Here is a 14,763-nt window from a genome sequence, read left to right as displayed (position 1 = left end):
TCGGCTTCGGCGGTATGTTCGGCCGGAGTTCACCCCATTGCGTCGGCGTGCCCTGGTTTACCCGGCACGACCGAGGGTTTTCCCTGCCCAACTCCCTTAGGGGGTTCCCTCATTGGGCAGGGGATCAGCCGGGACCTACCTTGTGGGTGTGCCGCTCGCCGGGCACGCGGGGTCGGTCCCACGGCCCCACCGAGACCTACCGCCCGCGCGACCCCCCACCGGCTCATCCCCCCACCGAGGAGTCTCCTTGTCCGGGCTCACCCGTGCCAGAAGGACCGCCGTCGTCACGGCGGCGGCGGCCGCCGCGGCGGCCGCACTGCTCAGCGCACCCACCGCTGAGGCCGATACCCGCATCGTCGGCGGGACCACGACCACCACGTCCGCGTACCCGTTCATGATGCAGATCACGGACGCCTCGCAGAACCAGTTCTGCGGGGGGACGCTGGTCTCCCCCACCAAGGTCGTCACCGCCGCCCACTGCATGGCCGGCGAAACCCCGTCCGGCATCCGGGTCGTCGGCGGACGCACCTACCTGAACGGCGGCGACGGAACGGTCGCCAAGGTCAGCGACATCTGGGTCCACCCCGACTACACCACCGCCACCCGCGGTGACGACGTGGCCGTGCTGACCCTGTCGACATCCATGCCGTACACCACCGCCTCCTACGTCGGCTCCTCGGACACGGGGGTGTACGCGGCCGGCGCCAGCGCACGCATCCTCGGCTGGGGCACCACGTCCTCGGGCGGCAGCTCCTCCAACCAGTTGCGTACGGCCACCGTGCCCACGGTGTCCGACTCGAGTTGCGCCGGTTCCTACGGCTCGGACTTCGTCGCCTCCGACATGGTCTGCGCCGGCAAGACGTCCGGCGGCGTCGACTCCTGCCAGGGCGACAGCGGCGGTCCCCTGCTCATCGGGGGCGTCCTGGCAGGGATAACGTCCTGGGGCGAGGGCTGCGCCCAGGCGGGGTACCCGGGGGTCTACACCCGGTTGACCACGTTCTCGGCCGAGGTGACCGACCAGGTCCGGTCCTAGCCGGGACCCGAAGACCAGGGGGCGTTGCGGGCCTCCACGAGCGGCCCGCAACGCCCCCTGTCCATTCCCCGGCCCCCCGGCCCGCCCCGGCCCGTCACGGGCCTGGTCCGTCGTCAGTGGCTCCTGTTTGAATGAGCCACTGACAGGGATGTGGGGGTGAGGTCATGGTGTCCACCGACCGGATGCTGGCGTTCGCGGCGATGTCGCTGCTGGTGATCGTGATTCCTGGACCCAGCGTCCTGTTCGTCATCGGCCGCGCCCTGGCGCACGGACGCCGTACGGCCGTGGCGACCGCGCTCGGCAATGTCGTCGGCTCGTATCTGCTGGTGGTCGCCGTCGCGGTCGGGATCGGCTCCCTCGTCGAGCGCTCCGTGACCGTCTACCTCACGGTGAAGCTGGCCGGTGCCGCCTATCTGGTCTGGCTCGGCGTACAGGCGTTCCGGCACCGCAAGGAGCTGAAGGCGTCCACGATCCACACCCGGTCGCAGGAGCCGGCGCGCGGCGATCTGCGCACCCTCCTGGACGGCGCGCTCGTCGGCGTCACCAACCCCAAAGGCGTGGTGTTCTTCGCCGCCGTGCTCCCCCAGTTCGTGGACCACTCGGCCGGTCATGTGCCGTTGCAGATGCTGCTGTTGGGTCTCGTCCCCATCACCATCGGCCTGGTCACCGACACCCTCTGGGGCGTGACCGCCTCGGCGGCCCGCACCTGGTTCGCCCGCTCCGACCGCCGCCTGTCCCTGATAGGCGGCGCGGGCGGCTGCACGATGATCGGCCTGGGCGTGACGGTAGCGGTGACGGGCCGCGCCGACTGACCGCCGGCAGACGGGTATTCGGCTCCGCCCGGCGGCTGTGCCCGGGCACACACACAGCGTGAAACCTGTTACGATCATCGTACTTTCGGCAGACTGACGTGGCGTCATGCCGCGCGCGGGGGGACAGTCGCCTCCAGACCCCATCGCGAAGGAGTCGCTGTGGACCCGTGCACCCGGCCGCCCGTAGGGCGGGCGAGCCGACGGCCCCGGAAGGAACCGCGCTGTCGGACCGTCACATCCCAGCCGGCCGGCGTACTCCACCACCGATGAACCCGCCTCGCTGAACAGCGGGCAACTTCCGTTCACAGAAGGCGTGTTGGCCTTGCGGAGGAACGGTGGCACGCTCTTCGAGGGCTGTCGCGCCGGTGATAGCATCCCCGCATCTGCGACCTTGATCCACTTACTTCAAGCGTTGACTTGAGGTCCGCACGCTCAGCAGCCACACAGCTCGGGTAGGCGGCATGGTTTGTCGTGGGTGCGTACTCGCGGGGGAGTTATCCGTCTACGTCCGCATTTCATGCGCCGGGAAAGGTTTCCATGTCTCGAGACGCGCTTGCGTGGTGCCTGGTTGCGATGACGGCGATAGCCGTCGCAGCGATCGTGGCACTCGTCGTCCGCAACAGAGCCCTGGGGAGGAGAAAGCAGCAGGCCGAGCAGGCGCTGAAGACCGAACTCGCCACCGCACAGGGCCACCTCACCTCGGTGCAGGCCGAACTGGCCCGGTACAAGCATCAGTTCGACACCACCATCCGGCAGGCCGAGGAGGCCGCCGAGGACAGCACGAAGGCGGTCCTCAAGGGTTCCGCCCGCTTCCTGCAGAGCCTCGCCGCCGAGCAGATGACCGTCCTGGAGGGCATCCAGGGCAAGTACGGCAACCACCCCGTGCTCGCCGAGCTTCTCGAAGTGACGCACGCCAACGCGCAGATGCAGCGCAAGGCGCAGGGCATCGCCGTGCTGTGCGGCGCGCCGGCCGGCCGCCGCAACCGGCCGGGCAGCGTGTACGACGTGGTGCGCAACGCGCAGGGGCAGATCCGCAACTTCCGCCGCGTCGAGATCATGCAGCAGACCGGTTTCGCGCTGAAGGCGTCGGCCGTCTCCCCGGTCGCGCTCGCGGTGGCGGAGCTGCTCGACAACGCTGCCAGCTTCTCCCAGCAGGACGCTCCCATCGAGGTGACGTTCCAGCGGATCCAGAAGAACCTGTGCATCGTCATCGACGACGCCGGTGTCGGCATGAACGACGAGGAGCGGCAGCGGGCCACCGCCCTGCTGTCCGGCGACTTCGTCCCGCGCCTCTCCCAGCTCGGCAACCAGCCGAAGTTCGGCTTCCCCCTGATCGGCCTGCTCGCCCGCCAGTACGGCTTCCGGGTCGACGTCACGGGCATCTCCCGGTACGGCGGCGTCCGCGCCGTGGTGCTGCTGCCCGAGGAGCTGTGGACGGAGGAGCAGCCGGCCCCCGTCGAGGAGGCTCCGGCGCCGGTGAGCATCGTGCGGGACGACCAGTCCGCGCCGAGCCGGCCGCGCACCGTGCACGGTCTGCCCAAGCGCGTGTCCCGGGCGGCCGCCCCCGAGGACCAGCGGCAGCCGTCCCGGACGGCCCAGGACACCGGACGCGTCTCCGGACGCAGCCGGGGCGCTCTGGGCGCCCTGCAACGAGGCACCATCTCGGGCCGCACGTTCGATTCCGCAGCCACTGAAGGGCCCCAAGACGCATGACCACCGACCTGTCGTGGATGCTCGAAGACATCGTGACCAATGTGCCCAAGGCACGGCACGCCGTCTTGCTCTCCGCGGACGGCATCTCGCGGGGGGCCACCCAGGGTCTCGTCGACGACGACCTCAGGACCATTTCGGCCGCCATGGCGGGCATGCAGGCACTGAGCCGTGCCGCGGCCCGTTTCATCGAGCCGGTGCAGGACCCGCAGTGGCACCAGACGATCATCGAGTTCTCGCACGGGTGGATCTTCCTCATCGGGGCCGGCCAGGGGGCCTATCTGGCCGCCGCAGCGGAGCTCGACGTCGACATCCAGCAGATCTCCTTCCGGATGCACCGGCTGGTCGCCCGGCTGGGCAACAATCTGACGACCCCGCCGCGGGTCGACGCCGAGGAACCGTCCCTGCACGGGGCGGGCGCCTCCAACGGGTCGGAGCAGGGCGGCCGGACCGGCACGGTCCTCGCCGACCTCGACGAGGTGATCTCCGGAGTGCACGGGGCCCGGCACGCGGTGCTGCTGGGCGCGGAGGGCCTGCCCCTGGGGGCGACCAGCGGGATCGACCGGGACCTGGTCGACACCATCTCCGCCGCCATGATGGGCATCCACGCCTACAGCCGGGTCACCTCCCAGTTCGCCGGCATCCAGGCCGGCGCGGAGTGGCGGCAGACCGTCATCGAGTTCCAGCACGGCTGGATCTTCCTGATCGCCGGTGACCACGGCCGGCTGCTGGCCGCCGCGGCCGAACACGACACCGACATCGAGGAGTTCACCACGCGCCTGAGCGAGGTGGTGCCCCGGCTGACCGAGGAGCGCATGCCGCGACAGGAGGCGCCGAGCGATGTCTGACGCACACGATTCCGACCCGGAAGTGGAACTGACCTCCGCGTTAGTGCCGTTCTTCGTGATCACCAACGGCCGCGCTCTGCCGCCGGACCAGCAGTACGAGCGCACCGCCCTGGTGACCGCCCACATGGACACCGCCGCCACGGCCCGCACCCTCGCACCGGAGGAGCAGGCGATCATGGATCTGGTCGCCAACCGCATGCTGGCCGTGGCCGAGATCGCCGGCCGCACGCACCTGCCGCTCGGCATCGTGCGCATCCTCCTGGCACAGCTGGAGGAGAGCGGTCTCGTCCTCGTCAGAAAGCCCGCCCCGCGGGCCGACAACAAAGACAGAGAACTGCTCAGTGCCGTCCTCGAAGGCCTGAAGAACATCGGAGCGTAACCCGTGTACCTGGACGCAGACGACGTGCGCTCGGTGAAAGTCCTCGTCGTAGGGCCCTTCGGAGTCGGAAAGACCACCTACATCGGCAACATCTCCGAGATCGAGCCCCTGCAGACCGAGGAGGAGATCACCGAGGCGAGTGTGGGCTACGACGACCTGTCGCGCACACCCGACAAGACGACCACCACGGTCGCCATGGACTTCGGCCGGCTCACGCTCAGCGACGAGCTGGTCCTCTACGTCTTCGGAACGCCCGGTCAGGAGCGTTTCAAGGAGATGTGGGAGGAGCTGTCCCGCGGAGCGCTCGGCGCGCTCCTCATCGTCGACCCGCAGCGACTGGACGAGTCCTTCCCGGTCCTGGACCTGGTCGAGCGCTTCGGCCTGACCTACGCCGTCGGCGTGAACCACTTCGAGGGGGCGACCACGTACCCCCTCGACGAAGTCCGCGAGGCGCTGAACCTGCACCCGGACACCCCGGTCGTGGCCTGCGACGTACGCGACCAGAAGTCCGCGCTCCAGGCCCTGATCGCCCTCGTGCAGCACCTCATGTCCCTGCTCGACTAGGAGCTCGCCATGCAACAACCCCACGCCTCACGGGGCATACCCGCCGGGTGCCCCGCGCACGGCAACGCGCAGCTGTACGGTCCCGAGTTCGCCGCCGACCCCGAGGCCACGTACGGCCATCTGCGCACCCTCGGCCCCAGCGCGCCGGTCGACATCGCGCCGGGCGTCGAGGTCGAGCTGGTCACCAGCTATGACGCCGCGCTGTACATCCTGCAGAACCCGGCGTCGTTCGTCCGTGACTCGCGGCGCTGGAACGCCCTGAACGAGGGGCGGGTGCCGGCGGACAGCCCGGCGCTGCCCATGATGGGCTACCGCCCGAACGCCCTGTTCAGCGACGGCGCCGCGCACGCGCGGCTGCGGCAGGCGGTCGTCGACAGCCTCGCCACCGTCAACGAGCTGCAACTGCGCCGCAAGGTGCAGCAGTCGGCGGACTATCTGATCAGCCAGTTCAGCGGGGACTCGTTCGGGCAGGCCGAGCTGATGTCCGCGTACGCGATGCCGCTGCCGCTGCTGGTCTTCAGCGAGCTGTTCGGCTGCCCGCCCGAGCTGGGCGACCGGGTCATCGCCGGCATCAGCGGCATCTTCCAGGGCACGCAGGGAGCCGACGAGGTCCTGGGGACGGCGCTCGCCGAGCTGATCGCCCTCAAGCACCGGAGGCCCGGCGAGGACCTGACGACCCAGCTGATGCAGCATCAGGCCCGTCTGACCGACGAGGAGGTCCTGCACCAGCTCGTCACGCTGCTGTCCGGCGGTACGGCCCCGCTGGCCGCCGCGATCGCCACCAGCACGGCCCTGTATCTGAGCGAGGACGCGCAGGCCGCGCTGCCCGTCGAGGACGCGGTCGCGCAGACGCTGTGGAACTTCGCGCCGATCGCCAACTACGCGGGCCACTACCCCACCCACGACGTCCAGTTGGGCGGCAGGATCCTCCGGGCGGGCGACCCCGTCCTGATCTCCTTCGCGGCCGCGAACACCGATCCGAAGCTGGCGCAGCACCGCGAGCAGCTCAGCGCCAAGGCCCATCTGGCGTTCGGCGCCGGTCCGCACGCGTGCCCCGCGAAGGACCCGGCGTTCATGATCGCGGTGAGCGCGGTGGAGTGTCTGCTGAACGGGCTGCCGGACTTGGAGACGCGCGTCCCGTTCAAGGACCTGCAGTGGGGTGAGGGGCCGTGGAGCCGTTCGCTGGCGTCCCTTCCCGTCCGGTTCACGCCGCGTCCGGCCGGTCCGGCCCCGGCCGAATCCGCTCGTCCGGCCGCGCCTCAGCCCACCGTTTCCGTCCCGCAGCACGCCGGGACCGCTCATTCCCGGCCAGCCGCCCAACACGCCCACCCGCGTGGCCTGTTCTCGCGTTTCCGTGCCTGGCTCGGTGGCGAGTGACGAAGGTAACCGTCACCTGACCTCCACAAGTGGATGCTTCAATCACCGCATGGGTACGTATGGCGGCTGATCTCCCAGGAAGGAGCCGCCATCGTGGTGGTGGACGCTCGCCCGTCGCACGACCGTCGTTCGGCCGTCAGCCTCTTCGCCCGTCTTCGGACGGCGGAGGGGCAGGCCGATCCTTTTCCCTACTACGCCCGGCTCAGGGCCATGGGCCCTGTCACACCCGCCCCTTGGGGCAATGTGCTCGTCACGGGTTTCGACCTGTGCGACCAGATCCTGCGCTCGCGTGACTGGCTCGAGCCGGACAAGCGCTGGCGGGACCAGCAGGGCGCGGGCACCCGCTGGAACGCTCCCTCCTCGCAGGAGATGAGCAACACGCTGCCCGCGCTCAACCCGCCCGAGCACACCCGAATACGCAGGGCAGCAGGAACGTTCGGCCGCAAGACCCTGGAGCGGATCGGACGCACGGTCGGCCAGACCACCGACCGCCTCCTGCTGTCCCTCACCGAGCAATTGCACGAGGGCACCGCCGACTTCGTCGCCACCGTGAGCGAGGAACTGCCCGTCGCCACGATCGGCGACTGGCTCGGCGTGCCCGCGGCCGACTGGCCCCGGCTGCGCGAACTCACCCACGAGCAGGTCTTCACGCAGGAACTCCTGCCCACGGCCAGCCAGTTGGCCCGCTCCGACGCGGCGACGGCCGAACTGCGCGCGTACTTCATGGACCTGGTCCGCCGGCGCCGCGAGCAGCCGGGCGACGACCCCGTGTCCCTGTGGATCCACACCTTCGACACCCTGGAACCCGACCGGGACCGGGCCGACGAGTCCGTGTACTTCCTCGCGCTCTTCGTGCTGCTGGCGGCGCTGGAGACCACGTCGACCTTACTGTCGACCATGGCCCTGCGGTTGCTGGAGCAACCGCTGCGCCGGGACCTGCTCGCCGCCGACCCCACCCTGGTGCCCGCCTTCGTCGAGGAGACGCTGCGCCACGACCCGCCCACCCATGTGATCAGTCGCGTCGCGGCCCACGACACCGTTGTCGGGGGCGTCGAGGTCGCGAAGGACGCCATGGTCCACCTCATGGTCGGCGCGGCGCACCGCGACCCGGCCCGCCACCCCGACCCGGACCGCTTCGACCCCGAGCGGGCCCGCTCCGACCACCTGGCCTTCAGCAACGGCGTCCACTACTGCCTCGGCGCCCCCCTGGCCCGGCTGGAGGCCCAGACCCTGCTCCACCACATGATCAGCCGTCTCCCCCGCCTCACGCTCGCCCGGCGCCCCACATGGGAGCCCCGGGTGGCCTTCAGGCGCCTGTCGAACCTGGACGTCGCCCTCGCATGACCGACACCCCCTCCCCCCTCACTCCCCGCGCGCTGAAGGCCGTGGCCGTCGACGAGGACGGCCCGGTCCTGCACGTACGCCTCAACCCCGAGCGGGGGGACGACACGCTCGGTGTCGCCGCCCTGGACGACCTCCTCGCCGTCCTCGACGGCCTGCACGAACGGCCCGACCTCCGCGTCCTCGTCCTGTCGTCCGACGGCACGGACTTCTGTCTGGGCGCCGACCGTACGGAGTACCAGGCGGCGCTGGCCGGCGATCCGAGCGGCGGTGAGCTGCGGCGCGTCGCGGACAAGGCCCACCGGCTCTGCCAGGCGCTGGAGACCACCCACGTCGTCACCGTCGCCCGGCTGCACGGCAAGGTCGTCGGCGCGGGACTCGCCCTCGCCTCCTACTGCGATCTGCGCGCCGCCGCCGACACCACCCGGTTCCGTATGCCCGAGGTGGGGCTGGGACTGCCGCCCGCCTGGGGCGGGGCCATGGGCCGTCTCGTCGCCGAGGCCGGGGCGGCCCGTATCCGTGAACTGATGCTCACCTGCGAGCTGTTCGACGCGGCCACCGCCGAGCGGCTCGGCCTCGTGCACCGGACCTCCCCCGCCGAATCGCTGGACCAGGTCGTCCGTTCCTGGGTGAACCCGCTCCTGCGCAGACAGCCGGAGGCGCTCGTCCTCACCAAGCGGATGCTGGCCGGCTACGCCCGCGCCGACCGCACCGCCGATGTGTCCCTGCTCGACTCGCACCTGCTCACGGCCAGGCTGACCGCCCCCGCCGCGCGCCCCTAGGTCGTTTGGATCATGCCGGGCCCGCGGGGTCCGGCCCGATCCAAACGAAAGACCCTAGCCGGAACCCGCGCCCCCGGTCCGGCCCCTCCGTCCCGGGGGCCGGACCGGGGGCGCGCGTGTGTGTCAGGCGATGACGGTCCCGAAGCGGACGTCGTACGACTCCTGCGCGTGCAGTACGCCGAGGACGCGCTCGGCCTCCTCGGTCACCTCGGTGCGCCGGGCCCGGCTCAGGTCGGTGAACGGCTCGATGACGAGGGCGTCGCCGATGACCCGCCACACCCCGGCGAGGAAGCCGTCGACCAGGAGCGGGCAGTAGAAGGTGTTCGCCTGCCAGGTGCGGCCGCGGTTCGCGGGCGGGATGAGCCGGGTGCGGTCGGCGTGGGAGAGCAGCAGGTTGTCGAACTCGGGCAGCAGGCGCGGCGGCGCCGGGGTGTCCGGGTCGGGGCGCGGGGCGTCGGGCAGGTCGAACAGCTCGACGCCGTTCTCGTCCCGGAAGGTGACCAGCCGGGGCCGCAGCCGCTCGAAGACGGGGCGCATCCGGGTGAGACCCGCCCAGGTCTGCAGGTCCTTCACGGACGCGGGCCCGAAGGCGGCCAGATAGCGCACGACGGTGTCGTCGGCGGAGGCGGCGGGCTCGGCCGGGCGCCCCAGCCAGTGCTCGATCGTCGTCAGGGACACCTGGGCGCTGCGGCCCCACTGGCCGCGCGGGGTGATCTGGACCAGCGGGAGCCGGCAGCGGGCGGCCACGGCCAGCGACTGCGGGTCGGCGTCCGGCCACTCGGCGCTCAGTGCCTCGCGCAGCTGTTTCATCGTGCGGGGCTCGTCCTCGACGAGGTCACGGGCGAGCGTGGCGAGCCGGTCCAGGTCGACGCCGACGAGGCCGTTGCGGAAGTAGCCGATCTCGCGCTCGCGGGCGGGCTGCACGAGCGGACGCAGCGTCAGGCCGTCGGCGGCGGTGTGCAGGTGGATCGTGGAGCGCATGGTGACCATGCGGACCAGCGACCGGTCGCCGAGCGGTGCGGACAGCGCCTCGGGGGTGAACCCGTCGAGGCGGGCGGCGAGCGCGTAGTACGGCGGTTTCACCTCCTGCCCCTGGAGGCCGACCAGATGCGTGACCGCCTCCGGGACGGACAGCGGCGAGCGGCGCAGCAGCAACTGCCGTGCCAGCGTGGCGCGGTTGAGGGCGCGGGTGCTCAGGACCGGGTCCGTGCCGCTCATCGTCGTCGCCGCCTTCGTCGTGGTGGAGGTCCGCCGCTTCGTCATGCTCCGCAGGGTACGGAGGATCGAGGACGGACTGTGTCCTAATGCGGGCTCGGGGCGGGCCGGGCCGAGTGGCGGTGCCGGGCTACGTCATTCGGTGGCCTTTGACCGCCTCGGCGTTATTCATATCAGCCGATTTCCTATTCATTCCACTATCCGGCTCTTGGTGCTGACCCGCCGTCACGAGGCCCTGAACACAGTCGAGGAGAGTGGAAGATGAGGACACCGCCGAGATGGCGATCCGTCCTGGCGCCCGCCGCCATGGCAGCCGCGCTCGCCGCAGCCGCCCTGGGCGGTACGGGTGCCGCCCATGCCGATGACCACGACGCGCCGTACGCCGCCACGCCGGCGCCGGCCCACGGGCCGCAGCCCGCGCACCCGGCGAAGCCGGATCACCCGGCGCAGCCGGGCCGGCCGCAGTACCCGGGCAAGCCGGACCAGCCGGTGCACCCCGCCAAGCCCGAGCAGCCGGGGCACCCAGCCAAGCCGGAACAGCCGGGGAAGCCGGAACAGCCGGTGCACCCGGCGAAGCCGGAGTACCCCGTTCACCCGGACAAGCCGCAGTACCCGGGCAAGCCCGAGCGCCCTGTCCATCCGGACAAGCCCGCACATCCGGCGAAGCCGGTCACGCCGGTCAAGCCCGAGTATCCGGCGCACCCCGCGAAGCCGGTTCACCCGGAGAAGCCCGCGCACCCGGTTACGCCGGAGAAGCCCGCGTATCCGGCCAAGCCGGTGAAGCCTGAGTACCCGGCCAAGCCTGCGCATCCGGCCACGCCCGAGAAGCCTGCCTACCCCGCGAAGCCTGCCAAGCCTGAGCAGCCGTCCAAGCCCGCGTACCCGGCCAAGCCTGCCAAGCCTGAGTACCCCGCCAAGCCTGCCTACCCGGCGAAGCCCGCGAAACCCGACCACCCGGCGAAGCCGGCGTACCCCGCCAAGCCCGCGAAGCCCGAGTACCCGAGCAAGCCCGCGAAGCCGGACTACCCGGCCAAGCCCGCCTATCCGGCGAAGCCCGCCAAGCCCGACCACCCCAGCAAGCCCGCGTACCCCGCGAAGCCCGCCAAGCCCGAGCTGCCCGCGAAGCCGGCGTACCCCGCCAAGCCCGCCAAGCCCGACCACCCGGCGAAGCCCGCCTACCCGAGCAAGCCGTCCAAGCCTGCCTACCCGGCAAAGCCGTCGAAGCCCGACCACCCCGCCAAGCCCGCATACCCGAGCAAGCCGGCCAAGCCCGCGTACCCCGCGAAGCCCGCCAAGCCGGAGCAGCCCTCCAAGCCTGCCTACCCGGCGAAGCCCGCCAAGCCCGCGCACCCGGCGAAGCCGTCGAAGCCGGAGCACCCCTCCAAGCCGGCCCACCCGAGCAAGCCCGCGAAGCCGGACCACCCCTCCAAGCCCGCCCACCCCAGCAAGCCCGTCAAGCCGGATCACCCCAGTAAGCCGGCGCACCCTTCCAAGCCCGATCACCCCTCCAAGCCCGCGAAGCCCAGCAAGGGCAAGCACTCCGGGCATGAGGACAAGGGGCACGGCGGGCACGAGGGTCACGGCGACTGATGTCCTGAGCTGTGGCTGACGGCGGCCGGGTCCGGAACTCCGGGCCCGGCCGTCCCGCGTCCGGCGCACCCCGCCCGGGGACCGGCGGATCGCGCATCTGCATCTGACGGCGACCTCACCGGACCGGCTGGCCGAGGTCACGGGACTGATGGGCCGGCACCTCGCTCAGGCGATGCGTGCCCTCACCGACGGCCAGCGGGACGCGCTCGGTTCGGCGCTCGGCGCCTTCGCCGCCCTCACCGAGCTCGCCGAGCGCCCCCAGCACTGAGCCTCCCCACCCCCGTCGCAAGGATCCGTACGCCGGCCGGGGCGCCCGCGGCGGCGGCCGAGGGCCTGGGCGGGGCGAAGGACGCGGTGGCCACGGGCGTCGCCCCGGTCACCGCCGACATGCCGGAACAGCTGCGGGCGGCCGTCGCCGAGGGCAGCCGTGCGGCGTTCATGAACGGCGTGCGCACGTCCGTGCCGGTCGCCGGGACGCTGTGTGCGGTCGGCGCGCTGGTCGCGGTGGCCGGGGTGCGCGGCACCCCGGTGGCGGACCGCCCCCGAGCACGGGTCAGGGCAGTTCCTGCTCGGCCCAGATGATCTTGCCCTCGGGTGTGTAGCGGGCGCCCCAGCGGTGCGCGAGCTGCGCCACCAGGAACAGGCCCCGGCCGCCCTCGTCCGTGCTGCGGGCGTGGCGCAGCCGGGGCGCGGTGCTGCTCGCGTCGGCGACCTCGCAGGTCAGCCGGGAGTCGTGCAGCAGCCGTAGCCGCAGGGGTGGTTCGGCGTAGCGGATGGCGTTGGTGACCAGTTCGCTGACGATGAGTTCGGTGGTCATGGCGAGGTCGTCGAGGTGCCAGGCGGCCATCTGCCGGGTGACGCGGGCCCGTACGTCGGCGACGGCGGCCGGGTCGACGGGCACGTCCCAGGAGACGACGTTCTCGGCGGCGAGGGCGTGGGTGCGGGCCAGCAGCAGGGCGATGTCGTCGGACTGCTGCCCGGGCACGAGGTCGCGCACGGCGGACGAGCACAGGGCGTCGAGGTCGAGGTCCGGCCGGGCGAGCAGGTCGCCCAGCCGGGCCATGCCGCTGTCGACGTCGACGGTCTCGCTCTCCACGAGGCCGTTGGTGTAGAGCCCGAGCAGGCTGTGCTCGGCGAGTTCGATCTCGGCGGACTCGAAGGCCAGCCCGCCGAGCCCGAGCGGCGGCCCGGCGGGCGGCTCGGGGTAGGAGACCTGTCCGTCGGGGGCCACGACGACGGGGGGCGGGTGCCCGGCGCGGGCCATCGTGCAGCGCCGGGTGACCGGGTCGTAGACGGCGTACAGGCAGGTCGCGCCGAGGAAGCCGGCCGAGCCCCGGTCGGCGGCGCCGGTCCCGTTCCCGGGCTGCTCCTCGCTGAGCCGCAGGACCAGGTCGTCGAGGTGCGCGAGGAGTTCGTCGGGCGGCAGCTCCATGTCGGCGAGGGTCTGTACGGCGGTGCGCAGCCGGCCCATGGCCGCCGCGGCGGCGATGCCGTGCCCGACGACGTCGCCGACGACGAGTCCGACGCGGGCGCCGGACAGCGGGATCACGTCGAACCAGTCGCCGCCGACGCCGTCCGTGGGGTCGGCCGGACGGTAGGCGGAGGCCACCTCGACGGCCGTGCCGCCGGTCAGGGCCTGTGGCAGCAGGCTGCGCTGGAGGGTGACGGCGGCCGTGTGCTCGCGGGTGTAGCGGCGGGCGTTGTCGACGCAGATCGCTGTGCGGTCCACCAGTTCCTGGGCGACGAGGACGTCGTCGGGCCGGAAGGAGGCGGTGTTGCGCGAGCGCAGGAACGTGACGAGGCCGAGCGCGGTGTCGCGGGCCCGCATGGGCACGCAGATCAGCGAGTGCAGCCCGTAGGCGCGCATGCTGGCCGCCCGGCGGGGCTGTTCGGCGGCCCACCGGGAGTCGAACGGGTCGAGGACCGGGATGAGGACGGGGGCGCCCTCGGTGAGGAGGTGCTCGTCGTGCGGCGGCGGGACGAAGTCGACCCGGTCGCCCACCTGCGCGGCGGCCTCCGGGCTGCCCTCGCGGACCGAGCGCAGTCCGGCCCGGCGCATCGCCGCCCCGACGAGGACCGGGCCGGCGTCGGTGAGCCAGGCACCGTGTCCCTCCGTGCTGAGCACCGGCTCCAGCAGGTCGACGGCGACGAAGTCGGCGAACGCGGGTACGGCGAAGTCGGCGAGTTCCTGTGCGGTGGAGAGCACGTCGAGGGTGGTGCCGATCCGGGTGCCGGCCTCGTTGACGAGGGTGAGCAGTCGGCGGGCGGTCCACCGCTCGGTGATGTCCAGGACCACGTAGCAGACGCCGCTGACGGTGTCGTCGGGGTCGACGAGCGGGAAGAACGACGTCGAGTAGGCCCGCTGGCGGTGCGGGTCGGCCCAGCTCCAGCCCACGTACTCGTAGTCGGTGACCGGGGACCCGGTCTCCAGGACCTTGCTCATCAGGCCCTCGATGGTCTCCGCCTCCAGGCCGGGCAGCAGGTCGCCGAGGCGGCGGCCGAGCCGCTGTCCGCGCGGGACCCCGCCGAGGCGCTCCAGGGTGTCGTTCAGCCAGACGTAGCGCAGCTGTGTGTCGAGGACGGCCATGCCGACGGGCGAGCGGGTCAGGAAGCCGTTCAGCACGGACTCGCCGACGACCCACTGCGGCGGCCGGTCGCGGGCCGAGACGAGATAGCACTCCTCGTGGCCGACGCGGAAGCCCGGGGAGACCCGTACGTCGACGTCCAGGGGGTGCCCGTCGCGGTGCCGTACCGGGAACCGGCCGCTCCAGCCCGAGCCGGACCGGCAGCGTTCGGCGACGGCGGCCGCCCGCGCCCGGTCGCCGGGTGTCGCCAGCAGGCGCAGCCCGGGGGTGCCGACGACCGCGTCCGCGGGGAGGCCGAGCAGTTCCTCGGCGGCCCGGGTCCAGGCGATGACCAGGCCGTCCCGGGAGACCACGGCGGCGGCGTCGCCGGCCGCGTCGATGGGCTCCCGCAGGGCCTCGGCCCGGGGGCTGTCCTGGTTGTCTCGCGGAGCGTCCATGGCTCCTCACGCGGTGTTCGTCGGTCCCGTCCTCATACGACCCATGTTCCTGCTTGCGTCTCCGTCGCGCACGGGAGGCCCGCCCGGTGC

Annotated in this window: 13 protein-coding genes; 11 read left to right on the top strand and 2 right to left on the bottom strand. The window is 72.0% G+C overall.

Annotation, left to right across the window (positions count from 1 at the left end; all coding sequences use genetic code 11):
* Window positions 1–247 precede the first annotated feature (247 nt).
* From DC008_RS27845 to DC008_RS27805, 9 genes are all read left to right on the top strand, one after another.
* Window positions 248–1,033, top strand: a complete 786-nt coding sequence (locus DC008_RS27845) for a S1 family peptidase (RefSeq protein WP_108709305.1) — start codon at window positions 248–250, stop codon at window positions 1,031–1,033.
* Between the two features lie 164 nt (window positions 1,034–1,197).
* Window positions 1,198–1,845, top strand: a complete 648-nt coding sequence (locus DC008_RS27840; RefSeq protein ID WP_108709304.1) for a LysE family translocator — start codon at window positions 1,198–1,200, stop codon at window positions 1,843–1,845.
* 573 nt (window positions 1,846–2,418) lie between these two features.
* Window positions 2,419–3,558 carry an ATP-binding protein gene (locus DC008_RS27835; protein ID WP_164492388.1) on the top strand — a complete coding sequence of 380 codons (1,140 nt, stop codon included), beginning with the start codon at window positions 2,419–2,421 and terminating at the stop codon, window positions 3,556–3,558.
* Window positions 3,555–4,403: a roadblock/LC7 domain-containing protein gene (locus DC008_RS27830; RefSeq protein ID WP_208646009.1), complete on the top strand. Its 849-nt coding sequence runs from the start codon at window positions 3,555–3,557 to the stop codon at window positions 4,401–4,403. Before DC008_RS27835 ends, DC008_RS27830 begins: the two co-directional genes overlap by 4 nt.
* Complete coding sequence (locus tag DC008_RS27825; protein ID WP_055619498.1) at window positions 4,396–4,782, top strand: DUF742 domain-containing protein; 387 nt, start codon at window positions 4,396–4,398, stop codon at window positions 4,780–4,782. Before DC008_RS27830 ends, DC008_RS27825 begins: the two co-directional genes overlap by 8 nt.
* Window positions 4,783–4,785: 3 nt before the next feature.
* Window positions 4,786–5,346 (top strand): GTP-binding protein, encoded by a 561-nt coding sequence (locus DC008_RS27820; protein WP_055619499.1) that lies wholly within the window; start codon window positions 4,786–4,788, stop codon window positions 5,344–5,346.
* Window positions 5,347–5,355: 9 nt separating this feature from the next.
* Window positions 5,356–6,723, top strand: a complete 1,368-nt coding sequence (locus DC008_RS27815; protein ID WP_108709303.1) for a cytochrome P450 family protein — start codon at window positions 5,356–5,358, stop codon at window positions 6,721–6,723.
* A gap of 93 nt (window positions 6,724–6,816) precedes the next feature.
* Window positions 6,817–8,067: a cytochrome P450 gene (locus DC008_RS27810; protein ID WP_244221429.1), complete on the top strand. Its 1,251-nt coding sequence runs from the start codon at window positions 6,817–6,819 to the stop codon at window positions 8,065–8,067.
* Window positions 8,064–8,846, top strand: a complete 783-nt coding sequence (locus DC008_RS27805) for an enoyl-CoA hydratase/isomerase family protein (protein WP_108709301.1) — start codon at window positions 8,064–8,066, stop codon at window positions 8,844–8,846. Before DC008_RS27810 ends, DC008_RS27805 begins: the two co-directional genes overlap by 4 nt.
* A 123-nt stretch (window positions 8,847–8,969) precedes the next feature.
* Here DC008_RS27805 and DC008_RS27800 read toward each other — a convergent pair whose 3' ends face one another.
* Window positions 8,970–10,109, bottom strand: a complete 1,140-nt coding sequence (locus tag DC008_RS27800) for a winged helix DNA-binding domain-containing protein (protein WP_244221428.1) — start codon at window positions 10,107–10,109, stop codon at window positions 8,970–8,972.
* Window positions 10,110–10,322: 213 nt separating this feature from the next.
* On the opposite strand from DC008_RS27800, the gene DC008_RS36095 reads away from it, so the two are divergent.
* Window positions 10,323–11,651, top strand: coding sequence for a hypothetical protein (locus DC008_RS36095; protein WP_244221427.1), 1,329 nt, complete (start codon window positions 10,323–10,325; stop codon window positions 11,649–11,651).
* 354 nt (window positions 11,652–12,005) lie between these two features.
* Entirely contained in the window at window positions 12,006–12,233 is a 228-nt protein-coding gene (locus DC008_RS27780; RefSeq protein ID WP_108709300.1) for a hypothetical protein, read from the top strand.
* Here the strand turns inward: DC008_RS27780 and DC008_RS27775 are convergent.
* Window positions 12,205–14,673 (bottom strand): SpoIIE family protein phosphatase, encoded by a 2,469-nt coding sequence (locus DC008_RS27775; RefSeq protein WP_108709299.1) that lies wholly within the window; start codon window positions 14,671–14,673, stop codon window positions 12,205–12,207. The genes DC008_RS27780 and DC008_RS27775 overlap by 29 nt on opposite strands.
* Window positions 14,674–14,763: the final 90 nt, after the last annotated feature.

Source organism: Streptomyces nigra (assembly GCF_003074055.1).
Classification (GTDB): Bacteria; Actinomycetota; Actinomycetes; order Streptomycetales; family Streptomycetaceae; genus Streptomyces; species Streptomyces nigra.
Note: the sequence above shows the minus strand (reverse complement) of the source record. Positions and strands in the feature narration are given on the sequence as shown.